Genomic DNA, 26625 nt, shown 5'->3' on the forward strand with positions numbered 1-26625 from the left:
CCTCTTTCTTAAGGTGCCATTTCGCGGTGCATTGCGACAAGCCGACTACCGCGTGTGCCTGCGGTGGTTTTTCTTGTACCTGCCGGTGATGGGCGCCCTCGTGATTTGGAACTATCCGGCTCCGTCGGCAGCGCACCTTCTGTCACTCGTGGTTTTTGCCGCGTTTAGCGTGGTCTGCGCCGTCCAAATCGAAGAGGTCTATGCCCGCCTTCGCCTTGAAGCCCTCAATGCGGTGGGGCCGGATGCCTGCGCCCAATTGAACCGCACACAGCAATTGTGGTTTTGCAGACGCTATAGCTGCACAGCCGACGACTTGGAAAACACCAGCCAACAGTTATTGAACCGATGGGAAGCCCACCAGCGGTTGGTACGGCTCGCCGGCCGCGACGCGCTGGACGACCGCCTAAAAGCGTTTTTCAGCGTTCCGGATACGCCTCGCTTGGTCGCATGGTTTACAGGGCTTCTGGCCATCGTTGCCACGCTGCTTACGCTGGGTGGCAGCATCGATAACGTATTCGAGGGGCTCGCACACTGGCAATTCATTGTGGCCGTTACCGTCGCGGGTACCTTGGTAATATTTGAGGGCACGGTAGTGCTGTACTTTGTTGGCCAATTACTGCGCCATTTGGCTGATTATTTGTTTTGGTCCACCGACCCCGCATTGACGGACCGTCGGGTCTATCGTTACCTGATGCGTATGCAGGCCTGTATTGACTTGCCCGTGCGCAACGCCCCGGCGCTGCGCATGATAGACCGTGCTATCGAACGCCTGTTCAGCCCAGTGGGCGGGCGCTTAAGTCGCGCCCAGCCCGCCGCCCTACAGCACGATTGAACGGCCTCACCACCACATCTTCACCCCCACCACCAACCGCCCTTCTTCGGCGTCCTCGCCCTCTTCGCGGGCGTAGTCGAGGGTGCGGCCGTATTGCTTGTTCCAATACACACCCACGTAGGGGGCAAACTCCGGGATGATCTCGTAGCGCAGGCGCAGGCCGGTTTCCAGGTTAGACAGGCCCGCACCCACTTCGCGGGTAGGGTCGTTACGGGTGAACAGGTTGGCTTCGAGCATCGGTTGCAGGATCAAATTCTGCGTGATGTTCAGGTCATAGTCGGCTTCCAGGCGCAGCGAACGTTGGTTGCGTTCGCCCAGGTAGGCGGTGGCCTTGGTTTCAAGGTTGCTCAGCGGCTCGCCCTGCAGCCCCAGCGCCGCCCAGGTTTGTGGGCTGGCCGGTTTGAAGTCTTGGCGCACACCGGCCACCACATCCCACCAGGGGCTGATGGCATGGCCGTACAGGGCCTGCAGTTCGGCTTCTTCGGTACTGCCGTTGGTGCGTTCGCCTTCGGAGCGCAGCCACAACCGGTCGGTGTCGCCGCCCACCCAGCCTTCGAACTCCCAGGCCAAGGCCGTGCCGGCGTCGGCTTTCTGGTATTCCAGGCGGTCGAAGGAGAAGTAACTGTGCAGGTCGCTGTCGTGCATGCCCATGCCGGCCATGCCGTCGGCCCAGGCGCCGGGGCTGGCGGCCAACAGCGCGGTGATGATTGCCTTACGCATCGACACGCACCTCGCGGAACATACCCGCCTCCATGTGGTAGAGCATGTGGCAGTGGTAGGCCCAGCGGCCGAGGGCATCGGCGGTCACCCGGTAACTGCGGCGGGTGCCGGGGGGGATGTCCAGCGTGTGCTTGCGGACCTTGAAACGGCCGTGTTCGTCTTCCAGGTCGCTCCACATACCGTGCAAGTGGATAGGGTGGGCCATCATCGTATCGTTGACCAGCACGATGCGAATGCGCTCGCCATAAGTGAGGCGAATCGGCTCGGCATCGGCGAACTTGACCCCGTCGAACGCCCACACGAACTTACCCATGTGGCCGGTGAGGTGCAGTTCGACGGTGCGGGTGGGCTCGCGCCCATCCGGGTCAGGGAATGCGCTGGCAAGGTCTGCGTAGGTCAGCACGCGGCGGCCATTGCCGCGCAAGCCGATACCGGGGTCACCTAGCCGCGCCGTGGGGTTCATGGTTTGCATGTCGACCATAGGGTTACCCTGCTCGCTGCCGGGGTGGCTCACCTCCATACCCGCCATCGGTTGGCTGGCGGGGCCCCTGTGCGAGGGGTCCATGCCTGGCATGCGCGTGTGGTTCATTTTCATGTGGTCCATACTCGACATGTCGCCCTGGCTCATTTTCATGTGGTCCATACCCGGCATGTCGCCCTGGCCCATTTTCATGTGGTCCATACCCGGCATATCGCCCTGGCCCATTTTCATGTGGTCCATACCCGGCATGTCGCCCTGGCCCATTTTCATGTGGTCCATACCCGGCATGTCGCCCTGGCCCATTTTCGAGTGGTCCATACCCGGCATGGCGCCCTGGCCCATTTTCGAGTGGTCCATACCCGGCATGGCGCCCTGGCCCATTTTCGAGTGGTCCATACCCGGCATGGCGCCCTGGCCCATTTTCATGTGGTCCATGCCCGCCATGCTGCCGTGGTCCATTTTCGAATGGCTCATACCCTGCATGTCGCCAGGGTTCATCCCCATATCGGCCATGCTCACCAATACGCGCGCGTCCAAGGCTGGCACCGGCGCGCTCAAGCCTTCGCGCTGGGCCAAGGTCGCGCGGGCGTAACCGCTGCGGTCCATCGCTTGGGCGAACAGGGTATAGGCCGGCTGGTCCGCAGGCTGCACCAGCACGTCGAGGGTTTCGGCCACGGCCAGGCGGAATTCATCGACACTGACCGGCTGCACATATTGGCCGTCCGCCGCCACCACAGTCATCTTCAACCCCGGGATGCGCACGTCGAAGTAGGTCATCGCCGAGCCATTGATGAACCGCAGCAGCACCTGTTCGCCGGGGCTGAACAGGCCGGTCCAGTTGCCATCCGGCGCTTGGCCGTTGGCCAAGTAGGTGTAGGTTTGCCCGGTCACGTCGGCGATGTCGGTGGGCTGCATGCGCATGCGCGCCCACATGGCGCGGTCCTTCATGGTGGCGGCGAAGCCCTGCTCGGCCACGTCATGGATGAAGTCGACCAGCGTGCGCGGCTGCTGGTAGTAGTCTGCCTGTTCCTTGAGCCGGGCAAGCACCCTCCGCGGGTTCTCGTCGGTCCAGTCACTGAGCATCACCACGTGTTCACGGTCGTAGCGGTAGGGCGCCGGCTGCGCCGGGTCGATCACTAACGGCCCATACACCCCCAGTTGCTCCTGGAAGCCGGAATGGCTGTGGTACCAGTAGGTGCCGTGCTGGCGAACCTTGAAGCGGTATTGGTAAAGGCCCCCAGGGGCGATGCCTTGAAAGCTCAGGCCAGGCACGCCATCCATCGCGCTGGGCAACACGATGCCATGCCAATGCAGCGAGGTGGCCTCGGCCAGCCGGTTGCGCACCCGCAGCGTGACCGTGTCGCCTTCGCGCCAGCGCAGCAAAGGCCCCGGCAGGCTGCCGTTAATCGTTTGCGCCGTGCGCGGGCGCCCGCCCAGGTTCACCGCCGCTTGGCCGATGAAAAGGTCGAAGTCGCTGCCTTGCAGCACCGGCGCGGTGCCGGCGGAGGCAGCCCATGCCGGTGCGCGCCATAGCCCCAGGCCATTGAGCAGGGCCCCGCCGGCAAGGCCGGTCACGAATGTTCTTCTGCTGTGCATGCCGCCTCGTCAAAAGGGTTGCGTACGCCGGCCAGCATGGCCTATGGCGCCTGTCAGTACGCTGATCAGAACATTACGAACGCGTAAGGTTGCGCCCAAATCGCCTAAGCATATAACCCTGTATGGTTCTAAAAATAGAACCACCATGGTCAATATGCATATAAAAAAAGGTGATTTCATGTCTCGGCGTTATTAGCCCTAGGCTCTTTGCCACACCTGAACACGGCAAAGGAGCGCATTCATGGCTATCAACGTTCAACCGGTCGCGGGCCGCATCGGTGCTCAAATCGACGGCATTACCCTCAGTGGCGACCTGCCGCCTGAGCAGTTCGAAGCGGTGCAGCAAGCGTTGCTGCGCCACAAGGTGTTGTTTTTTCGGGGCCAGCAGCTAAACGATGAAGAACAGGAGCGTTTTTCACGGTTATTCGGCGAGCAGGTGCCCCACCCCACCGTGCGCTCGGCGAACAACAGCACCGCCTTGCTTAACCTCGATTCGCGTGAAAGCCGGGCAAACTCTTGGCACACCGACGTCACCTTTGTGGCCAACCCCCCGAAAATTTCGATTCTGCGAGCCGTGGTGGTACCGCCTTATGGCGGCGACACCGTGTGGGCCAACACGGCGGCCGCGTACGACGAGCTACCCGCCCCGCTCAAGCAACTGGCGGACAACCTGCGCGCGGTGCACAGCAACCTGTACGACTATGTGCCGCCACAGCATGCCGCCCAGGCAGCCCTGAAGCGCTACCGCGAGGAATTCACGGCACTGGAGTACGAAACCGAACACCCCGTTGTGCATGTACACCCGCAAACCGGCGAACGCGCATTGGTGCTGGGGCACTTCGTGAAACACTTCGTGGGGCTGAGCCCTAACGACTCCAAGCAGTTATTCCGGCTGTTCCACGACCGCGTCACCCACCTCAACAACACCGTGCGTTGGCGCTGGCAGGCCGGCGATGTGGCGATCTGGGACAACCGCGCCACCCAACACATCGCAATCAACGACTATGGCGACGCCGAACGCATCGTGCGCCGCACCACGCTCGATGGCGATATTTTGCTGGGGGTCGATGGCCAGCCCAGCCGGGCGATCAAGCCCGACGCCCACACCCGGTCGCCGCGCACCGAAGCTGACAAAAAGCACCTGGCCGCTTGAGGGAGCCGCACATGAACCGTGACCGCCTGAAACGTTTCGTAGCCGTGGCTGGGGCCCTGGCATGGGTGAGCTGGCTGGGCGGCGCCCCCGCCGCGTCGGCCGACGTGCTGCGCGTGGGTGTGGCGGCGGCCGGCGGGGGCGACCCGGTCACCTTTGGCGGCTCGTCACTGAGCATCGTGCGTAACCAGCAATTGCTGGAAAAAGCCTTCGCCGGGTCGGGCACCGAGGTGCAGTGGTTCTTTTTCAAAGGGGCAGGCCCGGCGGTGAACGAGGCGCTGTCGAACCAGCAGATCGACTTTGCCTACGAGGGTGATTTGCCGCAGGTGGTAGCCCGCGCCAACGGCCTGGACACGCGCCTGCTGGCGGCCATCGGCACTCGCGCGCCGGTGTATGTAGCGGTGCCCAAGGGCTCGGATATCCACACCCTGGCACAGCTTAAAGGCAAAAAGGTGGCTATCTTCCGTGGCACCAACGGCCACTTGCTGGCGATCAAAGTGCTGGCGACCGCGGGGTTGACCGAACGAGACCTGAAGGTGATCAACCTCGATACCGGCAGCAGCCAGGCCGCGTTGGTTTCCAACGGGGTTGACGCCGCCTTTGGCGGCTATGAGCTGTTCAAGTTGCGCGATGAGGGCCTGGTAGACCTGATATACGCCAACGAAGCGCAAGACCCTGCCCTCACCCGCCAGACCGCGCTGTTGGTGCGTACAGCTTATGCCCAAGAGCACCCGCAACAGGTGCAGCAGGTGGTCGATACCCTGGTCGACGCCGCGCGCTGGAGCAGCGACCCGGCCAACCAACAGGCAGTGTACGAGGAGTTCGCCAAAAGCGGTACGCCCGTGAGTTCCTGGCAGGCGGAATTTGCCCCAGTACCGCTCAAAGAGCGGCTGTCACCGCTGGTGGACAGCTACGTGATTGGGCGCTACCAAGCCGTCGCCGACCAGGCCCTGCAGGAGAAACTCATCCGCCGCCCGGTCAGGGTGGATGGCTGGTTCGATACCCACTACCTTGATGCCGCGCTCAAGGCCAAGGGGTTGCAAGGGTTCTGGACCGCCTATGGGGCCGACGGCAAGCAAGCCGAGCACAACGCCGCCACGGCCAGCGCGCCAGCGGGCAAGGAGCATGACCATGAGCCGGGCTAACAGCGCCACCTGGCTGCGCCAACAGCGCTGGGCCTGGCCCACCTGGCCTGCGCGCGGGTTGGCACGCAGCCTGCCGTGGCTGCTGCCGCTGGCGTTGTTCACCACCTGGGCCGTGGGTGCGCAGCAAGGCTGGGTGTCGCCCCAGGTGCTGCCGGCGCCGGCCTATGTGTATGACACGCTCAAAGACCTTGCCATTAGCGGCGACCTTTGGGCCAACACCAGTGCCAGCCTGCAACGGGTGCTGCTCGGCTATGCGCTGGGGACCAGCCTTGGGCTGGTGCTGGGCGGCCTGATGGGGCTATCGCGCGCCGCCGAGGCGTACCTGTTGCCCAGCTTCAACGCCCTGGTGCAAATTCCGGTGCTGGGTTGGCTGCCGTTTGCCCTACTGCTGTTCGGCATCGGCGAGCCGCTCAAGTACGCGCTTATTGCCCACGCCGCGTTGGTGCCGGTGACCCTGGGCACGTTGCAGGCATTTCGCCAGGCGCCGGTCAAATGGCTCGAAGTGGGCAGGGCCTACGGCTTCAGCCGCCGCCAGTTGGTCACCGGCGTGGTTTTGCCGGCGGCACTGCCTACCCTATTCACCGCGCTACGCCTGGGCTTTACCAAGGCATGGTTGTCGCTGGTGGTGGTTGAACTGGTGGCCTCCAGCGAAGGCTTGGGTTACCTGATCGTGTATGGCCGGCAGTTGTTCCAGCTCGACCTGGTGATGGCGGCCGTGGTGGTGGTCGGCGCCATTGGCTACCTGATCGACCGCGGCTTCGACGCTTTGGAGCGGCGCTTGGGCGCCTGGAGGCCGGTGTGAAAGCCTATCGTGGCTGGCTGCTGCCGCTGGTGGCGCTGGGCGCGTGGTGGTTGGCCAGTGAATACGGTTGGAGCCGCTCCGGCCTCTGGGTATCGCCGCAGCAGGTGCTGGCCACCGCCATTCACGAGGTGGCCAGCGGCCACCTGTGGGTGGCATTGGGGGCGAGCCTTGCGCGCGACCTCAGTGGCTTTGCCATCGGTGCTGGGCTGGGCCTGGCGCTGGGCTGCGTGCTCGGGCTATCAGCCTTGGGCAACCGCCTGCTAGGGCCTAGCTTCAATACCTTCAAGCAGGTGTCATTGTTTGCCTGGATCCCGCTGATATCGGTGTGGTTCGGCTTGGGCGACGTGGCCAAGGTGGTGTTTTTGTCGCTGGCGGCGTTGGTGCCGGTGGTGGTCAACACGGCCGACGGCCTGCGCAACGTACCGCTGCCCTTGCTGGAGGTCGCCCGGGTGTATGGCTACAGCCGCTGGCAAAGCCTCACCCTGGTGCGCCTGCCCGCTGCATTGCCATCGATTTTCACCGGGCTGTACCTGGGTTTGATCTATTCATGGCTGGCGACCATTGGTGCCGAATACCTGTTGGTGTCTGGTGAAGGCATCGGCAATACATTGATCGACGGCAGCGAGCATTTTCGCATGGACCTGGTGCTGTTCGGCATGCTGGTGATCGGCACCGTCGGCTGGCTGCTGAACAGCCTGGCCAGGCTCGCCGAACGCCGCCTGCAGCGCCTGTATGGCACGTTCTAACACTATTGAGGTAAACCCATGCAGGCCAACAGCCTAGTGCTCGACCACGTCAGCAAACACTTCACCCAGCCCAACAACGGCGCCGCGCTGCAGGTGCTGGACGACATCGCCTTGAACATCGCACCGGGTGAGTTCATCAGCATTGTCGGTGCCAGCGGCTGCGGCAAATCCACCTTATTGCGGCTGATCCTGGGCCTCGAAAGCGAATTCGAGGGGCAGATTCTGCTGGGCGGCCGGGCCATCCGTGGTACCGGGTTGGAGCGCGGCATTGTGTTCCAAGACCACCGGTTGTTTCCCTGGCTGAACGTGCGCGACAACATTGCCGTGGGCTTGAAGAACAGCCCGCTGGCCAGCGCCGCCAAGCAACAGGTGGTACGTGAACACCTGGCACTGGTGGGGCTGGAGCGCTTTGCCGAGGCTTACCCGCACCAGATCTCCGGTGGCATGGCGCAGCGTGTAGCCATCGCCCGCGGCCTGGTCAACCGCCCCAGCGTGCTGCTGTTGGACGAACCGTTCGGCGCGCTGGATGCGCTCACCCGTGCCCGCCTGCAAAACGAGCTGCAACGTATTTGGGCGCAAGAGAACATCACCATGGTGCTGGTGACCCACGATGTGGAAGAAGCGGTGTTTCTCGGCGACCGCGTGGTGGTGATGCAGCCCAACCCGGGGCGTATCAAGCGCATCGTCGATGTCGGCTTGCCGCACCCACGCCAACGCAGCGACGCCCGGCTGGTGGCGCTGCGCGACGATGTGCTGGGGGACTTTCTCGACGCCTGAGCCGCTGCGGCGTATACCCTGCAAGTTCGCACAAGCATTGGCGCGCGGGGTGTAGTGCGGCAATGCACCCCGGCAGCAAAATTCACACGTCTATTCTTGTGTGAAGTTCTGAAACACCGCACTAGCAAGCCCACGGCCAGTGTGCTTCCATGGCGCTTCCCGCTTGGTTGGGTAGGCTCGATATGGACGCGAATACTTTTCTCAAGCTAATGCGCAGCTGGCAAAACGGCTCGATGAGCCGCCGCGATTTCCTCGGCCGCAGCGGCTTGGGCGTAGCCGCCGCCATACTCGCCGCCAACCTGCCACGGGCGCAGGCCGCGCCCGGCCAACTGCGCCTGGAAACCTGGCCGAACTACCACAGCGCGGCCAACCTGGAACACTTCCAGCAAAGCCACGGGGTGAAGGTGGTGCTCGACGTATCCGGGTCCAACGAAGAAATGCTCGGTAAAGCCCGCGACGCCGCTGGGCAAGTCGACCTGTTGGTAGCCACTAATTACGTGATTGCCAGTTATGCCGCACAACGTTTGATCGAACCCCTGGACCTCGCACGGCTGCCGAACTTCGACCCTGGCAGCTACGATGCGCGCATGCTCGCCCAAGGCAAGGTGGGCAGCACGGTGTATGGGGTACCGAAAAACTGGGGCACCACCGGCATGGTCTACAATGCCCGCCGTTTGGCGGCCAAGCCGGAATCCTGGAAAGACTTCTGGGCCCTGGCCAAAACCGAAGGGCACCGCCGCACCCTGGTGCACGACTACCCGCTGACGACCATCGGCAACGCGTTGAAAGCCTGCGGCTTCAGCTTCAATTCGCTGGCCCCCGCAGAGCTTGCCCAAGCCGAGGCGGTGCTGATGGACGCCAAGCCGCACCTGCTGGCCATTACCTCCGATATCCAACCTCTGCTGCAAAGCGGCCAGGCATGGTTGGCTATGGCCTGGACCGGCGATGCCACCTTGCTGCACCGGGGCGACCCGGCCATGACCTACGTGCTGGGCAGCGAAGGCGGCGAGATTTGGACCGACTTCTACTGCATCGCCCGGGGCAGCCCAAACAAAAACGCCGCCTATGCACTGATCGACTACGTGCTCACCCCCGCCACAAACAAACGTGAAGTGCTGGAGGTGGGCTACCCGTGCGGCGACCGCCGGGTAGACCCGCTGTTGCCAACCGAACTGCTGAACGACCCGATCATGTACCCGGCGGCCGAAGCGCTGTCACCCTTGGAGTACGGCGCCGCGGCGACCCTGACCAGCCCGCGGCGGGCCGAGATCATGGCTCGCTTGAAAGCCTAAGCCGGCTGCGCCTGGGTTCGACACGCACAGCAGCAGGCCTGCGTATTGAACAGCGCGGGGGGTTTTACCTGTTTGCGCGCGTGTTGTAACGCCCCATAGATTTCACGTACCCATCAGAAAAGTCGCCTATGGTTGAAAGAACCCCACCCAAAGGTGCCGCCCATGGAAATCGCGACGTTGTTCGCCCAATTGCACACGTTGCCCAATATTCCCAAGGTTGCTCAAGACTTGACCGTGCAATTCGACAACCCCCATTCGAGCCTGGATGCGGTAGCGCGCACGATCGAAAAAGACCCTGTCATTTCGGCGAAAGTTCTGCGCCTGGCCAACGCCCCCCGTTTTCGCGGCGCGCGTGAATCCGCCAGCATCGAAGACGCCGCGGCCCGGTTGGGCTTCAATACCCTGCGTACGCTGGTACTGGCCAGCGCGGTCACCGGCCTGTTCAAGGCCGGCCCTTCCTTCGACCTCAAAGCGTTCTGGCTGAAGAGCTTCGAGGTGGCCGGTATTTGCCGCGTAATCGCCAAAAAAATAGGCGCCGACAGCGAAACCGCGTTCACCAGCGGCATGATGCACAACATCGGCGAGCTGTTGATCCAGACCGGCGCGCCGGAGGTGGCTGAACGTATCAATGCTGGGCACCGAGGTAACACCCCTGGCCACGTCGCTCACGAAAACCTGCAGTTAGGCTTTGGCTATCCCGAGGTGGGCGCGGAGCTGGCGCGCCGCTGGAACCTACCCAAGGTGATCCAGGACGCGATCGCCTACCAGGCCAACCCCAGCCAGGCACCAAAAGGCAACACCCAGCCGTGGGTAGTGGCGCAGGCCGTCTTGGTGGCCGATGCCCTCGAAAACCACGGCGGCCTTACCGACGCGGCCAAGGCGGCATTGATACCACCGTTGATAGAGCCCCTGGACCTGGACCAATTGTTCGCTGCCCTGGTGCCGGTGATCGCCGCAGACAAACAATTCGCCGAATTGCTCGCCTAAGCCCCCTTGCGCGCGAACGCCTGGCGGGTTTAGATCACAGGCCCTGCGCTGACGACGATACGTTTCCCATGACCGACACCACCGGTAGCCGCCGCGATTTTCTGCTCGCGGCCTTCGTTTTTGCCGTGGCGATGGTGGGCACCACGCTGCCCACACCGCTTTATGTGTTCTACCAACAAACCCTGGGCTTTGGGCCTACCTGGTTAACGCTGATCTTCTCGATCTACGCCGCGGGGGTGATCGCCGCCCTGCTGGTGGTGGGCAGTTGGTCCGACCAATTGGGGCGCCGGCCGATGCTGGCGGCCGGCCTGCTGATGGGGGCGGCGAGCGCGGCCGTGTTCCTGTTTGCACATTCGATACCGGCACTGCTGGTGGGGCGGCTGTTTTCAGGTTTCAGCGCCGGGATCATGGCCGGCACCGCCACGGTGGCGGTGATCGAAGCCGCGCCCGCCATTTGGCGTGAGCACGCCACGTTGATGGCCACCGCCGCCAACATGCTTGGGCTGGGTCTGGGCCCCCTGCTGGCGGGGTTTACCGCGCAATACCTGCCCTGGCCGCTGCACCTGGTGTTCTGGCTGCACCTGGCCTTGCTGGCGCTGGCGCTACTGGCCATCGCCGCCTGCCGGGAAACCGCCCCGCGCCCAGCCCGGCCACGGCTACAGGTGCAACACCCGGCTATTCCCGCGGCCGTGCGGCCGTGGTTCATCCCGGCCTCCATCGGCGGCCTGGCCGGGTTCAGCGTGGCCGGTGTTTTCACCAGCCTGGTGCCGTCGCTCGTCAACCAGGTGATGGGCGTTCACAACGCGCTGGTGGTGGGGGCGGCGATTGCCTTGTTTTTCGTCGCCTCGGTGTTTGGCCAGGCCGTCTTGAAATGGCTGCCGGCCGCGCAGCACATGGCGGCCGGTTGTGGCGGGTTGTGCCTGGGCATGCTGGCGTTGGGGCTGGCGATCGCCTTGGGGTTGATGCCGCTGTTGCTGCTGGCCGCCGTGCTGGCCGGTGCCGGCCAGGGTATGGTGTTTCGCGCCGGCATGGCCGCGGTGGCCCGGGCCACCCCGCCGGCACAAAAGGCCGCGGTGACCTCGGCGTTATTCGTGGTGTTCTACTTTTCCATGTCGTTGCCGGTAATCGCATTGGGGCTGAGCATTCCGCGGTTCGGCCTGAGCCACACGGGCGAAGTGTTCAGCGCATTGGTGGCGTTGATCGCGCTGCTGGCATTGGCCAGCATGAAGCGCGTCGATGCGCACCAGCAAGCGATCAGCACCTCGCGCTGAAGGTGTCGGCATAAACCTGGCTGCGCGGCACGCCAGCCATGAACAGCGCCCGGGTAAACGCCTCGACGCTCGCCGGGCCACCACAGGCCAGTGCGATCGCCTGGCGCGGGGCACGCACGGTGCGCGGCAAAGTCTCCAGGTATTCCAGCGCCAGCATGGGCCATTGCTGCGCCAGCCCGTCGAGCTCAGCGCGCAGGTAATGCTCGGGGGCCACATGCAGCAGCCGGATCGGGCCATTGTGCTGTTGGCGCAACGCTTCGCGCAGCACCGCATACAGTGGCGCAAGGCCGGTGCCCGCGGCCAATAGCCACAAGGGCCGGCCTTGCCAGCCGGGGTCGTAATGCAAAGCCCCGCCGTAGGGCTCGCCCAGCCCGACCGCCTGCCCCACCTGCAACTGCTGCGCAGCGCTGGCAAATGCCCCGGGCCGGTGGCACTGGATGTGAAACTCCAGGTCAGGGTCTTCGCCGGGCAAGCTGGCCAGCGAATAAGGCCTGGCCACCTGGCCCAGCCACAACACCAAGTGCTGCCCCGCGTGGTAGCGCAGTGGCCGCGCCGGGCGCAAGCGCAAGCGCAGCACGCCGCCGGCGGCCCAGGCCAGCTCCAGCACCGTCGCCTCGGCACCATCGATGGCCGGGTCGAAAGCGGCCACCCGCAGGTCGCCTTGCACCCGGCATTGGCACGCCAGGCGCCAACCCTGCTCACGCGCGTCAGCGGCCAGCGCGTCGGGCTTGGCGTCGTCTGGCTCGCCGACCAAGCACCGGACCAGGCACGCATGGCAACTGCCGGCCCGGCAACTGTAGGGTACGGCGATGCCGGCACCATGGAGTGCATCGAGCAGGTTGCTCCCAGGCGCGACGTGCCAGCGCCGCGCACCCACGGCCAGCTCAGGCATCGGCGTGGGTCCAGGCTGCCGCGCATTGGTTACGGCCATTGCGCTTGGCCCGGTACAGTGCCTTGTCGGCGCGCTGCAGCGCTTCATCCAGGTCATCGCCAACATTGAGCAGGGTCATACCGGCACAGAGGCTCAACGGCAATGCTCGCCCGGCGATCGGGGCCGCGTTCTGGTAGGCCAGGCGCAGGCGCTCACAGCACAGGCTCAAGCGGTCAACGTCGCACTCGAGCAGCAACAACACGAACTCTTCCCCGCCATAGCGGGCCAGCACGTCGCCGTCTCTCAGGCAAGTGGCCGCGACCTGGGCAAAGGCTTGCAGCACCTGGTCGCCGGCGGCGTGGCCATGCACGTCATTGATGCGTTTGAAGTGGTCCAGGTCAATCAACGCCAAGCCATGGCTGCGGCCAGGCCGCAGCGCCGCCAACTCCTGAGAGGCCAGGCGCAAGAAATGCCGGCGGTTGAACAACCCGGTGAGCTCGTCGGTGGCCACCAGGTCTTCGAGCTGGCGCATCATGCCACGCAGCGTGTCTTGGTGAGCCTGCAAGGCGTAACGGCGCTGGCGCATACGCTGGCGGCACGCCTGCACGTAGCTGGCATACAGGCACAGCCATACCAAGGCCACCAGTAGCACGCTGACCTGCAGCAACGCCTGGGGCCAGTCGGAAAGCCGGCCGAACCAGGCCAGGGCCCATAACAGCGCGCAAAAACTACCGAAGGCAACCAATGCGCAGCGAATGAACACCCACCGGCTAAGGTGGAACATGCCGAACAGCAGCAATATAACGTAGAGGACCATGAACAGCCCCCGCGCGCTCTGCAGGCCAGCCAACAGCATGGTAACCAGGGCGATCGCCAGCAGTACCTGGGCCTCGGTCAGGCTCGGGTCGGCGTAGCGCCGGTTGGCACCGCTGGTGAACAGGGCCAGCAGCACCGCCTGGCTCGCCAGCACCAAGGCACTGGCAACCACGGCGCAGCTTAGCGATACCCTGGCCAAACCCGCCAGCCACGCCAGCCATGCCAGCCCTAGCACCAACAGATAGGTACCGGCCGCCAGGGCATAACGTTTAAGCAGCAATGCCTGCAGGTTCTTTTCAGTCACTCGTTGACTCACCGTGCTCAAGGCGACTCCATCCCTGGCCGATACCACGTGTATGGCGAGTTGCCACTGTAGTGACATACATCAGAAATAACCATCCTTCTTTGCGTTAGCGCAAGGCAAAAGCTGCCCGCTGGGCCAAAAATCCCGGCCGATCATCGACCATCGTTTACACCTCAAGCGCTCCCCGCCGCCGCCAGCCTGCGGTATACTGCCGCGCCTTTTTAGCGCCGCGACCGGCGCACCGAAGCAGTGCCCCCACGCGCTGGCCGGCCGCCGACCAACGCCCATGTTCCCGCCTAAAAGAGGAGCGCGCCGCATGACCGTGATCAAGCAAGACGACCTGATTCAAAGCGTTGCCGATGCACTGCAGTTCATTTCGTACTACCACCCCGTCGATTTCATCCAGGCCATGCATGAGGCCTACCTGCGCGAGGCATCGCCTGCCGCTCGCGATTCGATCGCCCAGATCTTGATCAATTCCCGGATGTGCGCGACCGGTCATCGGCCCATTTGCCAAGACACCGGCATCGTGACCGTGTTCGTGCGGGTTGGCATGGGCGTGCGCTGGGACGGCGCGACCCTGAGCGTTGACGACATGATCAACGAAGGCGTGCGCCGGGCTTACAACCTGCCCGACAACGTGCTGCGCGCCTCGATCCTGGCCGACCCGGCCGGCAGCCGCAAGAACACCAAAGACAACACCCCGGCGGTGATCCACTATTCGATCGTGCCCGGCGATACGGTCGAGGTGGACGTCGCGGCCAAGGGTGGCGGCTCGGAAAACAAATCGAAAATGGCCATGCTCAACCCATCCGACTCCATCGTGGATTGGGTATTGAAGACCGTACCGACCATGGGCGCCGGCTGGTGCCCGCCTGGCATGCTCGGCATCGGCATCGGCGGCACCGCCGAAAAAGCCGCGGTCATGGCCAAAGAGGTGTTGATGGACCCGATCGACATCCATGAACTGAAGGCCCGCGGCCCGCAAAACCGCATCGAAGAGCTGCGCCTGGAGCTGTTCGAGAAGGTCAACCAACTGGGTATCGGTGCCCAAGGGCTGGGCGGGCTGACCACCGTGCTCGACGTGAAGATCATGGACTACCCCACCCATGCTGCGTCGCTGCCGGTGTGCATGATCCCCAACTGCGCCGCGACGCGCCACGCGCACTTCGTGCTCGATGGCAGTGGCCCGGCCAGCCTCGAAGCCCCGCCGCTGGACGCTTACCCGGAGATCGTTTGGGAAGCCGGCCCCTCGGCACGCCGGGTTAACCTCGACACCCTCACCCCAGAAGACGTACAAAGCTGGAAGCCAGGCGAAACCGTGCTGCTCAACGGCAAGATGCTCACCGGCCGCGATGCCGCGCACAAACGCATGGTCGACATGCTCAACAAGGGCGAGCCATTGCCGGTAGACCTCAAAGGCCGCTTCATTTATTACGTCGGCCCGGTCGACCCGGTACGCGATGAAGTCGTTGGCCCGGCGGGCCCTACCACGGCCACCCGGATGGACAAATTCACCCGCCAGATTCTTGAGCAGACTGGCCTGTTGGGCATGATCGGCAAATCCGAGCGCGGCCCCACCGCCATCGAAGCGATCAAAGACAACAAGGCCGTGTACCTGATGGCCGTGGGCGGCGCGGCCTACTTGGTGGCCCAGGCGATCAAGCAATCGAAGGTATTGGCCTTCCCCGAGCTGGGCATGGAAGCGATCTACGAGTTCGAGGTCAAGGACATGCCGGTAACCGTGGCCGTAGACAGCCAGGGCGAATCGGTCCACATCACAGGCCCGGCGATCTGGAAAAGCAAGATTGCTGAAAGCTTGGCGGTGGAAGTGCAGTAAGCACCCAGCAGGGGCCGAAAGGCCCCTTATTCACCCCATCAGCCTATTGCGCGTGTAAGGGCGCTGGCACGCGCGTGAGTCAATGGTGCTCGCGGGTGGCGCGGAATTTCACCTCCGGCCAGCGCTCTTCCATCACCGCCAGGTTCACCCGCGTGGGGGCCAGGTAGGTCAGGTGGCCGCCACCATCCACGGCCAGGTTTTCCACGGCCTTGTTCTCGAAGTCTTCGAGTTTCTTTTTGTCGGCGCACTCGATCCAGCGCGCAGACCAAACGGTCACCGGCTCGTAGGCGCATTCAACCTTGTACTCTTCCTTCAGCCGGCTGGCGACCACGTCGAATTGCAGCACGCCCACCGCACCGAGGATGATGTCGTTGCTGCGCTGCGGGAAGAACACCTGGGTAGCGCCCTCCTCGGCCAGTTGCTGCAGGCCTTGGCGCAATTGCTTGGACTTGAGCGGGTCTTTCAGGCGCACGCGGCGGAACAGTTCCGGCGCGAAGTGGGGAATGCCGGTGAAGCCCAGGGCTTCGCCTTCGCTGAAGGTGTCGCCGATCTGGATCGTGCCGTGGTTGTGCAAACCGATGATGTCGCCTGCCCAGGCCTCCTCCAGTTGCTCACGTTCGGATGAGAAGAACGTGAGCGCATCACCGATGCGCAGGTCTTTGCCCAGGCGCACGTGGCGCATCTTCATGCCTTTTTCGTATTTACCCGAACAAATCCGCATGAACGCGATGCGGTCACGGTGCTTGGGGTCCATGTTCGCCTGGATCTTGAAGATGAACCCGGAGAATTTCTCTTCCGTCGGTTCCACCGTGCGTTCGCGCGCCTCGCGGGCCAGTGGTTGGGGCGCCCAGTCGATCACGGCGTCGAGCACGTGATCCACGCCGAAGTTGCCCAGCGCGGTGCCGAAGAACACCGGCGTGAGTTCACCGCGCAAGAATTCGCCGGCATCGAACGGGTGGCACGCCACCTGCACCAATTCGAGTTGTTCGACGAAGCGCTCGTATTCATCGCCCAAGCATGCCCGGGCTTCGGCCGAGGCCAAGCCGTGGATGATCTTCGCCTCGGTCCGCTCATGGCCATGGCCGGGGGTGTAGACCACGATGTAATCGCCCGCCAGGTGGTACACACCCTTGAAGTCGCGGTAGCAGCCGATCGGCCAGGTGATCGGGGCCGCCTTGATCTTGAGCACCGCTTCGATTTCGTCGAGCAGTTCCACCGGGTCACGGATGTCGCGGTCGAGCTTGTTGATGAAGCTCACGATGGGCGTGTCGCGCAGCCGGCACACCTCCATCAGGGCGATAGTGCGCGGCTCCACGCCTTTACCACCATCGAGCACCATCAACGCCGAGTCCACCGCGGTGAGGGTGCGGTAGGTGTCTTCGGAGAAGTCTTCGTGGCCGGGGGTGTCGAGCAGGTTGACCATGTGCTCGCGATAGGGGAACTGCATCACCGAGGTGGTGATGGAAATACCCCGTTGCTTTTCCATTTCCATCCAGTCGGAGGTCGCATGGCGGTCAGACTTGCGCGACTTCACCGTACCGGCCACGGAAATCGCCTTGCCCATCAGCAGCAGCTTTTCGGTGATGGTCGTTTTGCCCGCATCGGGGTGGGAAATAATGGCGAAGGTACGGCGCTTCGCGACTTCAGCGGCCTGTTGGGTCATGAAGGGTGCCCAGGGTGACGGTAAAAAAGGGCGGGGATTATAGCGTATAAAACCTGGCCAGGGTTCAACTCCTGCCATCCCGCTGGCGCCGTTATCCAAGCGTAGCTTGCACCGCACCGGCGTACCCTCACTGCGGCATATAGCCCCCTGCCGATGGGTTGCCTCACCTAAAGAATCGGCCCTTATTCCAACACGTATGCCTTTGAAATCAGAACCTTGAGGTTTCGCCCTTGTGCGTTTAAGCCCTTAGCCTGGCGGCTAGGTCGCCCCGTATGGGAGGTACAAACCACTAGCCAAACGCCGCCTCACATGGGAACCTTTTAAACCATGGAGACGTCCATTGCCCCCTATACGCCTCTGCGTCCGGGCTGTTACATCGGCAATTTTCAGCCCGACGGGGTTGTGCTCATGGTCCGCGCCGCGCCCTGTTCGCCAGGCTCCGCGCACGGGCTGCTTCTCGCGCAGCCAGCCTTGGCGGCCCACTTGGGTCACCGCCCACGGGCTGGCTGCGCCGACTGAAAATAGGAGTCCATCTGTGGCTAATGGCTATGGAAAAGGGCTGTTGGGCGCCACGGCTATCGTGGTTGTTCTGGCCCTGCTGGTCCACTGGATCGGCATAGACGCCCTGCGCCAATACCAGGGCGATCTATGGTTCTACCTGCAGGCGCACCTGGAGTTGGTGTTGGCGTCGATGCTGGCATCGGTGCTGGTGGGTATCCCCGCCGGTATCTGGCTCAGCCGCCCGCAACGCGCCCACAGCGCCGAGCGTTTCATGCAGGTGTTCAATATCGGTAACACCATCCCCCCGCTGGCCGTGCTGGCTATCGCCCTGGGCATTCTGGGCATCGGCGCGGGCCCGGCGATCTTCGCCTTGTTCCTGGCCTCGCTGCTGCCCATCGTGCGCAACACCTACGAAGGCCTGAAGAACGTCGAGGGCTCGCTCAAGGAAGCGGCCACCGGCATCGGCATGACCCCGCGCCAAGTGCTGTGGCAGGTCGAGTTGCCGAACGCGATGCCGATCATCATCGGCGGGGTGCGGGTGGCACTGGCGCTGAATGTGGGCACCGCGCCGCTGTCGTTTCTGATCGGCGCCAACAGCCTGGGCAGTTTGATCTTCCCCGGCATTGCCCTGAACAACCAGCCACAACTGGTGCTGGGCGCCGCCTGCACCGCGCTGCTGGCCCTGCTGCTCGACGGCCTGATGACCTTCGCCAGCCGCACCTGGCTGGAACGTGGCCTGGCCCCGGCTCGCTGAGCCCGCCGACAAGGACCGAACATGAAAAAAATCTGCTTGATGCTGGGCCTGGCCCTGCTGTGCGCCAACGCCAGCGCGCAAAACGCGGTGCTGCGGGTAGGGGCGCGGGTGTTTACCGAACAGACCGTGCTGGCCACCCTCACCGCCGAATATTTGAAAACCAAAGGCTACGATGTTCAGATCACCTCGGGCTTGGGCAGCAACATCGCCCGCAGCGCCCAGGAAACCGGCCAACTCGACCTGCTTTGGGAGTACACCGGGGTGTCGCTGGTGTCCTACAACCACGTCAACGAGAAGCTCGACAGCGACGCGACCTACCAACGTGTAAAGGCACTGGACGCCCAAAAAGGCCTGGTGTGGCTATCACCGTCGAAATTCAACAATACCTACGCCTTGGCCTTCCCCGAGGAGGTGGCCAAGCAGTACCCGCACGTGAACAACATCAGCGAGCTCAACCAGGTGCTCAAGGATGAACCCGGTAAAAGCCATGTGCTAGCCCTGGATACCGAGTTCGCCAACCGGCCCGACGGCTTGGTGGGCCTGACCAAGACCTACGGCTTGCAATTTACCCGCCGCGACATCCGCCAAATGGACGCGGGCCTTGTGTACACGGCGCTGAAGAACAGCCAGGTGTTCGCGGGGCTGGTATACACCACCGATGGCCGGCTGGATTCGTTCCACCTCAAGGTGCTGGACGACGACCTGCACTACTTCCCCGACTACACCGCCGCGCCGGTGGTACGCAAAGCGTACCTGGACGCCCACCCTGAGCTGACCGGCCTGCTCAAGCCACTGGCCGATTTGCTCGACAGCGCTACCATGCGCCAGCTCAATGCCCGGGTAGACGTCGACCATGAAAACCCCACTGTGGTGGCGCGGGACTTTTTGGCACAACACCCTGAACTGACGAAGGAGGCGCCATGAGTTTTCTCGACACCTTCGCCCATATCGACTGGCACCAGGTGCTGCAACTGACTGGCCAGCATGTGATGCTGGTGGGCATTGCCGTGAGCCTGGCGATCATCGCCGGGGTACCGATGGGCATATTGATGACCCGCTTCCCGGTGCTGGCTGGCCCGCTGCAGGCCAGCGCCACGGTGCTGCTGACCATTCCCTCGATCGCCCTGTTCGGCCTGCTGCTACCGTTTTACTCCAAGTTTGGCCAGGGGCTGGGGCCATTGCCGGCCATCACCGCGGTGTTCCTGTACTCGCTGCTGCCGATTTTGCGCAATACCTACCTGGCGCTGACCAGCGTCGAGCCGGGCATCCGTGAAGCGGCCAGAGGCATCGGCATGACCTTCGGCCAGCGCTTGCGCATGGTCGAACTGCCGATCGCGGTACCGGTGATTTTAGCCGGGGTGCGCACCGCCGTGGTGATGAACATCGGCGTGATGACCATCGCCGCCACCATCGGGGCCGGCGGCCTCGGTGTTCTTATCCTGACTTCCATCAGCCGAAGCGATATGTCGATGCTGATCGTCGGCGCCGTGTTGGTGAGTGTGCTCGCCATCATCGCCGACCTGCTGCTGCAGTGGCTACAACGCTCGCTGACCCCGAAAGGACTGCTTAAATGATCGAACTTCAGAACCTCACCAAGACCTTCCACAGCAACGGCAAGGAAGTGCGCGCCGTCGATGCGGTCAGCCTGACCGTCAACGAGGGCGAGATCTGCGTGTTCCTAGGGCCTTCCGGCTGCGGCAAGAGCACCACGCTGAAGATGATCAACCGGTTGATCCAGCCCACCTCTGGCAAGGTGTTGATCAACGGCGAAGACACCACCTCGCTCGACGCCGTGACCCTGCGCCGCCAAATCGGCTATGTGATCCAGCAGATCGGCCTGTTCCCGAACATGACCATCGAGGAAAACATCACGGTGGTGCCGCGCCTGCTGGGGTGGGACAAGCAAAAGTGCCAGGAACGCGCCCGCGAGCTGATGAGCATGATCAAGCTCGAACCCAAGCAATACCTGCACCGCTACCCGCGCGAATTGTCTGGCGGCCAGCAGCAACGCATCGGGGTGATCCGCGCGCTGGCCGCCGACGCCCCGCTGCTACTGATGGACGAACCGTTCGGGGCGGTCGACCCGATCAACCGCGAGATGATCCAGAACGAATTCTTCGAGATGCAGCGGGCGTTGAAAAAGACCGTGATCATGGTCAGCCACGACATCGACGAAGCGCTCAAGCTGGGAGATAAGATCGCCATTTTCCGCGCCGGCAAACTGGTGCAGATCGACCACCCCGACACCCTGCTGGCGCACCCGGCCGATGACTTCGTGAGCAACTTCGTAGGCCAAGACAGCACCCTGAAGCGCCTCCTGTTGGTGAAGGCCGAAGACGCCGCCGACAATGCCCCCTCGGTGAGCCCGCAAACGCCGGTGGCCGAAGCGCTGGAACTGATGGACGAGCATGACCGCCGCTATGTGGTGGTCACCGATGGCGCCAACAAGGCCATGGGCTATGTGCGCCGCCGCGACCTGCACCGCCAACAGGGCACCTGCAGCGATTTCTTGCAAGGGTTCAACGCCACCGCGGCCTTCGATGAAAACCTGCGCATCCTGCTGTCGCGCATGTATGAGTTCAACCGCGCCTGGCTGCCCGTGCTCGACGCCGAGAACGTGTTCCTCGGCGAGGTGACCCAAGAGTCAATCGCCGCCTACTTGAGTTCTGGCCGCTCGCGGGGCATGAAAACCAACATCGTATCCCCCGCCGAGCAAGTGGCGAGCTGAGCGTTTCTATTGCCCGCGCCCTTGCGTATCGCTACGGCGCGGGAACACTGGCTGGCGCTATGGGTCGTTAAATTAAGTTTGAATATTCTTTAGTCTGTTTAATTTATTTAAGTGCTTTGTTGAATTTATTTAAACGCGACATTTTTAGTTGATCTTGGCTCATCCACGTCCTACAGTGCGCGCCGAGCGTCCATGCTGGAAACGATCCATCCGGCTCAAGTACTGACGACGAGACAGCAAGGTCACCCCTATCGCGGCGTGGCCTTTTTGCTTTCGGCGACATGCCTTGGGAAGTAGGCGAACCAAAGTGGGGATACGGAGGGCGCGCGGTGTCAACCCCTTACCTTTATTGTTTGCCAGCTCAGGAGCCTGCCGATGTCGATCCAGCTCGAAGACTATTACCCACGGGAAACCTTCCAGAAAATGAAGGCGTTCGCCGACCAGCACGAAACCCCGTTCGTGGTCATCGACACGCAAATGATCGCCCAAGCCTACGACGACCTGCGCGCCGGCTTCGACTTTGCCAAGGTGTACTACGCGGTCAAGGCCAACCCGGCGGTCGAAATCATCGACCTGCTGCGCGACAAGGGCTCGAATTTCGACATCGCGTCCATCTACGAGCTGGACAAGGTCATGGACCGCGGCGTGGCGCCCGAGCGGATCAGCTACGGCAACACCATCAAGAAGGCGCGCGATGTGCGCTACTTCTATGACAAGGGCGTGCGCCTGTTCGCCACCGACGCCGAAGCGGACCTGCGCAACATTGCCAAGGCCGCGCCGGGCTCGAAAATCTACGTGCGCATCCTCACCGAAGGCTCCACCTCTGCCGACTGGCCGCTGTCGCGCAAGTTCGGCTGCAACCCGGACATGGCCCTGGACCTGTTGATCCTGGCCAAGCAGCTGGGCTTGGTGCCGTACGGGGTGTCGTTCCACGTGGGTAGCCAACAGCGTGACATCGATGTGTGGGATGCGGCCATCTCCAAGGTCAAGGTGATTTTCGAGCGGCTGAAGGAAGAAGACGGCATTACCCTGCAGATGATCAACATGGGTGGCGGCTTCCCGGCCAACTACATCCAACGCACCAACAGCTTGGAAACCTATGCCGAAGAAATCATCCGCTTCCTTAAGGAAGATTTTGGCGACGACCTGCCGGAAATCATCCTGGAACCCGGCCGTTCGTTGATCGCCAACGCCGGCATCCTGGTCAGCGAAGTGGTACTGGTGGCGCGCAAGTCGCGTACCGCAGTGGAACGCTGGGTGTACACCGACGTGGGCAAGTTCTCCGGCCTGATCGAAACCACCGACGAGTCGATCAAGTTTCCCATTTGGAGCGATAAAAAAGGCGAGAACGAAGAAGTGGTAATCGCAGGCCCGACCTGCGACAGCGCCGACATCATGTACGAGCACTACAAGTACGGCCTGCCGCTTAACCTGGCCAGCGGCGACCGCCTGTACTGGCTGTCGACCGGTGCCTACACCACCAGCTACAGCGCCATCGAGTTCAATGGCTTCCCGCCGCTGAAGTCGTTTTACCTGTAAAGCTGGGCGTGCTGCTGGTGCGCCCGGTACGTGGGCACGCCAGCGGGATTCATAGCGGTTCGGCGACCGCCCCCTGCACGATTTCGATATCGAAGCGGGCGCCGCCGCCCTCAGCTATGCACAGGTAGCTGCCCCGGCGCCCGCTGGTCCACACCGCGTGGTCCCAGGCCACACCGACGGGCTGCCCTTCGAGCGTGGCGATCCGCAATTGCCCACCCTCCTGGCTTAGCCGCCACAGCGGCCCTACCGCGGGGCCCAACCCGTACACACCCAGGTAGCCGTTCTTGCTTTTGTCGATACGGCGGTTGTACAGCGGGCTGCCCGGCTGACCGGCCCACAGGCGAATTTCGAACACGTGGCCCTCATCGCCATACTCCACCGCGCCGAACCATAGCGCTTGCGGGGTGCTGTCGCGCCGCGTGGTAGTCAACCAACTGCCCGCGTGCCAGAGCTTGCTGTTGTGCATGCCCGGGCTGTATTCCCAGGTGCCGACCGGCCCCGGGTATTGCGTGTTCGTTGCGCTCAGCCGGGCAACGAACGAATAGTCGGTAAGGTAAGGCGCTGCCATGGTACTGCTCCTACGTGGCATCAAAGGTGCCACAGCATCGCCCTGGCGCAGCAAGCCCGTTAAGGCTGTACCGGTTCCAGGGCCGAGCGATCAAGCACCAAGTAGCCGTTATCGATGGGCACTGCGCAGCATGCTCATACCTCTACCCAACGCCGCAGCAAGTTGTGATACGTGCCCGTCAGCGTCACCAGCGCCGAATGTTCGGGGAGCGCCTGGGTCAATGCCTGGATCGCGCCGTCCATGTCGAACAACAAGGCGCGCTGGGCATCTTCGCGCACCAGGCTTTGGGTCCAGAAAAACGCGGCATAGCGCTCGCCACGGGTGATGGGGTTGACCTTGTGCACGCTGGTGCCCGGGTACAACACCACGTCCCCGGCAGGCAATTTGACCTGCTGCGTGCCGTAGGTGTCCTGGATCTCCAATTCGCCACCGTCGTAAGTATCCGGGTCACTGAAAAACACCGTGGTGGAGAGGTCGGTGCGCACCCGCTCGGCGCTGCCCCGCGGTTGGCGCACGGCGTTGTCTACGTGCGGGCCGAAGCTGTCGCCGGGCCGGTAGCAATTGAGCAGCGGTGGGAACACCTTGGCCGGTAGCGCCGCCGACATGAACAGCGGGCTGGCCCACAAACGCTCGACGATGGCCGTGCCGATTTCCTTGGCCAACGGGTGGCCCTCGGGCAACTGCCGGTTGTGCTTGGCCTTGGCCGACTGGTAACCGGCGGTGACCTTGCCATCGGCCCAATCGGCCTGCTGCAGGGCCTGGCGGATACGCGCGACTTCCTCGCCGGTGAACAGTTGGGGAATGTGTAACAGCATAATTGGATACCGGCGACCGAAAGTGGGCCAATGGTATTGATTCCTATTGGCTTTTATCAAGCCCCCCGGCCCTGAAGGTTGGGCGGTATTCACATCTTGAAAACGTATCTACTTTGATGCGGCCGGCACCGGCTTTTACAGTCCGCCCCTTCGTAAAAGAGGGGGAGGATTCTTAGAAATGTTTCGTAAAATCAATAATTTGAAACGCTATAGATGCCACTGGGCATCGACCATCAGCCTCGCGGCAGCCATTGCCAGCCCGGCCCATGCGCAGCAAACGCTAGAACTGGAGGCCACCGACATCAACGCCAAGGCAGAGGGCTACCGGGCCACCCACAGCCAATCCGCGAAATACACGGCCCCCCTACTCGACACGCCGCGTTCGGTCAATGTGATCAACGAAGCGTTACTGCGTGACGCCGCCGCCAGCACCTTGCAGGAAGCCCTGCGCTTTACCCCGGGCATCACCTTTGGTGCTGGCGAGGGCGGCAACCCGCTAGGGGACCGGCCCTTCATCCGCGGCTTCGATGCCCAGGCCGATACCTACGTCGACGGCGTGCGCGACATTGGCGGGCAAAGCCGCGAGTTGTTCAACGTCGAGGCGATAGAAGTCAGCCGCGGCCCCAACTCTACGTTCAGCGGTCGCGGTGCGGCCGGTGGCAGCCTGAACCTGGTCACCAAGCTGCCCAAAGCCCATGCCTTCACCGAGGGTACCTTTACCTATGGTTCGGACCAAACGCGGCGCTACACCCTCGACCTGAACCGGCCCCTAACCGACACCGCTGCGTTTCGCCTGAACCTGCTCAGCCATGAGCAGAACGTGGCCGGCCGCGATGCGATCGAGCAGCAACGCTGGGGGGTGGCACCGTCGCTGAGCCTGGGCCTGGGCACTGCTTCGCGGCTAACGCTGAGCCACTACCACCTGCGCAGCGATGAGCTACCGGACTCCGGCATACCCTATGCCTATGGCTCGCCCAGCGGCCATGTAAAAGACCGCCCCTACCACGGCGGCGACCGCGGCAACTTCTATGGCCTGAAGGCCCGGGACTTTCGTAAAACCCACGCCGACATCACCACCCTGGCGTTCGAGCACGACCTCAACGAGCACGCCACCCTGCGCAATACACTGCGCATCGGCAACACCGGCCAGGACTACATCCTCACCAACCCCGACGGCAGCCAGCACAACATAGACCGTTATGGCACGGTGTGGCGCCGGGCCAACTCGCGCTACTCCGACACCGATACGGCCAGCGCCCAAGCCGACCTGTTCGGCCAGTTCAATGCCCTCGGGGTGGTACACCGCTACAGCGCAGGGCTGGAAGCCGCCCGTGAAAAAAACGACGTAACCCGGTACAAGGTCAGCCCGAACAAGAACCCGGTGCCCAGCGGTTGCCTGCCCAGCTTGATCGGTGACGGCCAATGCACAAGCTTGACGCGCCCACGGCCAAACGACCCCTGGGCCGGTTCTGCGTGGCGCGACGCGGCCACCCGCGTCGCCACCCGCGGCGATACCCTGGCCGTGTATGCGATGGATACCCTTGAGCTGGCACCGGCCTGGCAGTTGAACCTGGGTACCCGCTTCGATCGCTTCGCCACCCGCGTGCAAGACAAGGGCGTGCGTACCGAGCACACCAGTACATTCTGGAATGGCCAAGCCGGGCTGACCTGGAAGCCTGCCGAAAACGCAAGCGTGTATGTGTCCTACGCCACCTCGGCCACCCCGCCCGGCGCCCTGGTGGGTGAGGGCAGCGAAGGCAACCCGCTGGCGTCGGGCAACACCCGCAGCGAAATGAAGCCTGAAACCACCCGCAATTATGAGCTGGGCAGCAAATGGGACGTGCTCGAACAGCGCCTGTCGTTGACCGCGGCGGTATTCCGCACCGAAAAAGCCAACACCCGGGTGCTGGTCGACAACAACACCTACCGTAACGCCGGTACCACCCGGGTAGACGGCCTGGAGTTGAGCGCCAGTGGCCTGCTCGCCCCAGGCTGGCAGGCGTTCGCCGGCTACACCTACCTGCGCAGCGAGCTGGTCGACGCCGGGCTGCCCGGGCGGCGCGGTGAGGTCAGCGTTGGCGCACCGTCCAACAGCGGCAACCGGATGCCCAACACGCCGCGGCAAAGCCTCTCGCTGTGGAGCACCTATCAGGTGACGCCACGGCTGGTGCTCGGTGGCGGCGCGTACTACATGAGCACGGTGTTCGGCGATGTGGGCAATACGGTGTACGTACCGGCCTATACCCGGTTCGATGCCATGGCCGGGTACCAGCTCACCCGCCACATAGGCCTGCAACTGAACGTGCAAAACCTGACCGATAAGGTGTACTACGACAAGGCCCTGGGCAACCACTACGCCAGTATGGCGGCCGGCCGCACCGCGCTGTTGACCACCCGCGTGCGTTTCTGAAGCCCCTGCCACACCCC

At 63.2% G+C, this 26625-nt stretch carries 23 protein-coding genes; 16 read left to right on the forward strand and 7 right to left on the reverse strand.

The window, feature by feature from the left end:
• Positions 1-73: 73 nt before the first annotated feature.
• Entirely contained in the window at positions 74-832 is a 759-nt protein-coding gene (locus HAQ05_RS05835; RefSeq protein ID WP_190418367.1) for a hypothetical protein, read from the forward strand.
• Between the two features lie 6 nt (positions 833-838).
• On the opposite strand, the gene HAQ05_RS05840 is transcribed toward HAQ05_RS05835, so the two are convergent.
• The gene (locus HAQ05_RS05840) at positions 839-1552 is read right to left on the reverse strand and encodes a copper resistance protein B (RefSeq protein WP_420825747.1); all 714 of its coding nucleotides are present in this window, start codon (positions 1550-1552) and stop codon (positions 839-841) included.
• The gene (locus tag HAQ05_RS05845; RefSeq protein WP_190418371.1) at positions 1545-3629 is read right to left on the reverse strand and encodes a copper resistance system multicopper oxidase; all 2085 of its coding nucleotides are present in this window, start codon (positions 3627-3629) and stop codon (positions 1545-1547) included. The genes HAQ05_RS05840 and HAQ05_RS05845 overlap by 8 nt, the downstream gene beginning before the upstream one ends.
• A gap of 241 nt (positions 3630-3870) precedes the next feature.
• On the opposite strand from HAQ05_RS05845, the gene HAQ05_RS05850 reads away from it, so the two are divergent.
• The 8 genes from HAQ05_RS05850 (at position 3871) to HAQ05_RS05885 (ending at position 11799) form a co-directional block, all read left to right on the forward strand.
• A complete protein-coding gene (locus HAQ05_RS05850; RefSeq protein WP_190418373.1) occupies positions 3871-4782 on the forward strand; it encodes a TauD/TfdA dioxygenase family protein in 912 nt (303 codons plus the stop codon).
• A gap of 11 nt (positions 4783-4793) precedes the next feature.
• Complete coding sequence (locus tag HAQ05_RS05855) at positions 4794-5924, forward strand: ABC transporter substrate-binding protein (RefSeq protein ID WP_190418375.1); 1131 nt, start codon at positions 4794-4796, stop codon at positions 5922-5924.
• A complete protein-coding gene (locus HAQ05_RS05860) occupies positions 5911-6726 on the forward strand; it encodes an ABC transporter permease (RefSeq protein ID WP_190418377.1) in 816 nt (271 codons plus the stop codon). Before HAQ05_RS05855 ends, HAQ05_RS05860 begins: the two co-directional genes overlap by 14 nt.
• Positions 6723-7472, forward strand: coding sequence for an ABC transporter permease (locus tag HAQ05_RS05865; RefSeq protein ID WP_338050130.1), 750 nt, complete (start codon positions 6723-6725; stop codon positions 7470-7472). The genes HAQ05_RS05860 and HAQ05_RS05865 overlap by 4 nt, the downstream gene beginning before the upstream one ends.
• A gap of 18 nt (positions 7473-7490) precedes the next feature.
• On the forward strand, positions 7491-8249 hold the full coding sequence (locus HAQ05_RS05870) for an ABC transporter ATP-binding protein (protein WP_190418379.1): 759 nt from the start codon (positions 7491-7493) through the stop codon (positions 8247-8249).
• Positions 8250-8431: 182 nt separating this feature from the next.
• Complete coding sequence (locus tag HAQ05_RS05875) at positions 8432-9541, forward strand: ABC transporter substrate-binding protein (RefSeq protein WP_190418381.1); 1110 nt, start codon at positions 8432-8434, stop codon at positions 9539-9541.
• Between the two features lie 162 nt (positions 9542-9703).
• Positions 9704-10528: an HDOD domain-containing protein gene (locus HAQ05_RS05880; protein ID WP_190418383.1), complete on the forward strand. Its 825-nt coding sequence runs from the start codon at positions 9704-9706 to the stop codon at positions 10526-10528.
• 68 nt (positions 10529-10596) lie between these two features.
• The gene (locus HAQ05_RS05885) at positions 10597-11799 is read left to right on the forward strand and encodes an MFS transporter (protein ID WP_190418385.1); all 1203 of its coding nucleotides are present in this window, start codon (positions 10597-10599) and stop codon (positions 11797-11799) included.
• Here HAQ05_RS05885 and HAQ05_RS05890 read toward each other — a convergent pair.
• Both HAQ05_RS05890 and HAQ05_RS05895 read right to left on the reverse strand, forming a co-directional pair.
• The gene (locus HAQ05_RS05890; protein WP_190418387.1) at positions 11783-12691 is read right to left on the reverse strand and encodes an iron-sulfur-binding ferredoxin reductase; all 909 of its coding nucleotides are present in this window, start codon (positions 12689-12691) and stop codon (positions 11783-11785) included. The two genes, HAQ05_RS05885 and HAQ05_RS05890, sit on opposite strands and share 17 nt — an antisense overlap.
• Complete coding sequence (locus HAQ05_RS05895; protein WP_190418667.1) at positions 12684-13790, reverse strand: diguanylate cyclase domain-containing protein; 1107 nt, start codon at positions 13788-13790, stop codon at positions 12684-12686. Before HAQ05_RS05895 ends, HAQ05_RS05890 begins: the two co-directional genes overlap by 8 nt.
• A gap of 316 nt (positions 13791-14106) precedes the next feature.
• Here HAQ05_RS05895 and HAQ05_RS05900 point away from each other — a divergent pair, with 316 nt between their 5' ends.
• Positions 14107-15630, forward strand: coding sequence for a fumarate hydratase (locus HAQ05_RS05900; RefSeq protein ID WP_190418389.1), 1524 nt, complete (start codon positions 14107-14109; stop codon positions 15628-15630).
• Positions 15631-15709: 79 nt separating this feature from the next.
• On the opposite strand, the gene HAQ05_RS05905 is transcribed toward HAQ05_RS05900, so the two are convergent.
• Positions 15710-17293, reverse strand: coding sequence for a peptide chain release factor 3 (locus HAQ05_RS05905; protein ID WP_190418391.1), 1584 nt, complete (start codon positions 17291-17293; stop codon positions 15710-15712).
• A gap of 535 nt (positions 17294-17828) precedes the next feature.
• On the opposite strand from HAQ05_RS05905, the gene HAQ05_RS05910 reads away from it, so the two are divergent.
• From HAQ05_RS05910 to HAQ05_RS05930, 5 genes are all read left to right on the forward strand, one after another.
• Positions 17829-18548: an ABC transporter permease subunit gene (locus HAQ05_RS05910; RefSeq protein ID WP_190418393.1), complete on the forward strand. Its 720-nt coding sequence runs from the start codon at positions 17829-17831 to the stop codon at positions 18546-18548.
• Between the two features lie 21 nt (positions 18549-18569).
• Entirely contained in the window at positions 18570-19472 is a 903-nt protein-coding gene (locus tag HAQ05_RS05915; RefSeq protein WP_190418395.1) for a glycine betaine ABC transporter substrate-binding protein, read from the forward strand.
• Positions 19469-20122, forward strand: coding sequence for an ABC transporter permease (locus tag HAQ05_RS05920; RefSeq protein ID WP_190418397.1), 654 nt, complete (start codon positions 19469-19471; stop codon positions 20120-20122). The genes HAQ05_RS05915 and HAQ05_RS05920 overlap by 4 nt, the downstream gene beginning before the upstream one ends.
• Entirely contained in the window at positions 20119-21276 is a 1158-nt protein-coding gene (locus HAQ05_RS05925; protein ID WP_190418399.1) for an osmoprotectant ABC transporter ATP-binding protein OsmV, read from the forward strand. Before HAQ05_RS05920 ends, HAQ05_RS05925 begins: the two co-directional genes overlap by 4 nt.
• A gap of 375 nt (positions 21277-21651) precedes the next feature.
• Entirely contained in the window at positions 21652-22815 is a 1164-nt protein-coding gene (locus HAQ05_RS05930) for a type III PLP-dependent enzyme (RefSeq protein ID WP_190418401.1), read from the forward strand.
• Positions 22816-22864: 49 nt separating this feature from the next.
• On the opposite strand, the gene HAQ05_RS05935 is transcribed toward HAQ05_RS05930, so the two are convergent.
• Positions 22865-23383, reverse strand: a complete 519-nt coding sequence (locus HAQ05_RS05935; RefSeq protein ID WP_190418403.1) for a hypothetical protein — start codon at positions 23381-23383, stop codon at positions 22865-22867.
• Positions 23384-23517: 134 nt separating this feature from the next.
• Positions 23518-24198 carry a Fe2+-dependent dioxygenase gene (locus tag HAQ05_RS05940; RefSeq protein ID WP_190418405.1) on the reverse strand — a complete coding sequence of 227 codons (681 nt, stop codon included), beginning with the start codon at positions 24196-24198 and terminating at the stop codon, positions 23518-23520.
• A gap of 178 nt (positions 24199-24376) precedes the next feature.
• Here HAQ05_RS05940 and HAQ05_RS05945 point away from each other — a divergent pair, with 178 nt between their 5' ends.
• On the forward strand, positions 24377-26608 hold the full coding sequence (locus HAQ05_RS05945; RefSeq protein ID WP_190418407.1) for a TonB-dependent receptor: 2232 nt from the start codon (positions 24377-24379) through the stop codon (positions 26606-26608).
• Positions 26609-26625: the final 17 nt, after the last annotated feature.

Source organism: Pseudomonas typographi (genome assembly GCF_014694385.1).
Taxonomy (GTDB): Bacteria; Pseudomonadota; Gammaproteobacteria; order Pseudomonadales; family Pseudomonadaceae; genus Aquipseudomonas; species Aquipseudomonas typographi.

Coding starts and splice junctions, on each gene's coding strand:
- HAQ05_RS05840 (WP_420825747.1), bottom strand. CDS start 1,552: ATGCGTAAGGCAATCATCACCGCGCTGTTGGCCGCCAGCCCCGGCGCC.
- HAQ05_RS05845 (WP_190418371.1), bottom strand. CDS start 3,629: ATGCACAGCAGAAGAACATTCGTGACCGGCCTTGCCGGCGGGGCCCTG.
- HAQ05_RS05850 (WP_190418373.1), top strand. CDS start 3,871: ATGGCTATCAACGTTCAACCGGTCGCGGGCCGCATCGGTGCTCAAATC.
- HAQ05_RS05855 (WP_190418375.1), top strand. CDS start 4,794: ATGAACCGTGACCGCCTGAAACGTTTCGTAGCCGTGGCTGGGGCCCTG.
- HAQ05_RS05860 (WP_190418377.1), top strand. CDS start 5,911: ATGAGCCGGGCTAACAGCGCCACCTGGCTGCGCCAACAGCGCTGGGCC.
- HAQ05_RS05870 (WP_190418379.1), top strand. CDS start 7,491: ATGCAGGCCAACAGCCTAGTGCTCGACCACGTCAGCAAACACTTCACC.
- HAQ05_RS05875 (WP_190418381.1), top strand. CDS start 8,432: ATGGACGCGAATACTTTTCTCAAGCTAATGCGCAGCTGGCAAAACGGC.
- HAQ05_RS05880 (WP_190418383.1), top strand. CDS start 9,704: ATGGAAATCGCGACGTTGTTCGCCCAATTGCACACGTTGCCCAATATT.
- HAQ05_RS05885 (WP_190418385.1), top strand. CDS start 10,597: ATGACCGACACCACCGGTAGCCGCCGCGATTTTCTGCTCGCGGCCTTC.
- HAQ05_RS05890 (WP_190418387.1), bottom strand. CDS start 12,691: ATGCCTGAGCTGGCCGTGGGTGCGCGGCGCTGGCACGTCGCGCCTGGG.
- HAQ05_RS05900 (WP_190418389.1), top strand. CDS start 14,107: ATGACCGTGATCAAGCAAGACGACCTGATTCAAAGCGTTGCCGATGCA.
- HAQ05_RS05905 (WP_190418391.1), bottom strand. CDS start 17,293: ATGACCCAACAGGCCGCTGAAGTCGCGAAGCGCCGTACCTTCGCCATT.
- HAQ05_RS05915 (WP_190418395.1), top strand. CDS start 18,570: ATGAAAAAAATCTGCTTGATGCTGGGCCTGGCCCTGCTGTGCGCCAAC.
- HAQ05_RS05920 (WP_190418397.1), top strand. CDS start 19,469: ATGAGTTTTCTCGACACCTTCGCCCATATCGACTGGCACCAGGTGCTG.
- HAQ05_RS05925 (WP_190418399.1), top strand. CDS start 20,119: ATGATCGAACTTCAGAACCTCACCAAGACCTTCCACAGCAACGGCAAG.
- HAQ05_RS05930 (WP_190418401.1), top strand. CDS start 21,652: ATGTCGATCCAGCTCGAAGACTATTACCCACGGGAAACCTTCCAGAAA.
- HAQ05_RS05935 (WP_190418403.1), bottom strand. CDS start 23,383: ATGGCAGCGCCTTACCTTACCGACTATTCGTTCGTTGCCCGGCTGAGC.
- HAQ05_RS05940 (WP_190418405.1), bottom strand. CDS start 24,198: ATGCTGTTACACATTCCCCAACTGTTCACCGGCGAGGAAGTCGCGCGT.
- HAQ05_RS05945 (WP_190418407.1), top strand. CDS start 24,377: ATGTTTCGTAAAATCAATAATTTGAAACGCTATAGATGCCACTGGGCA.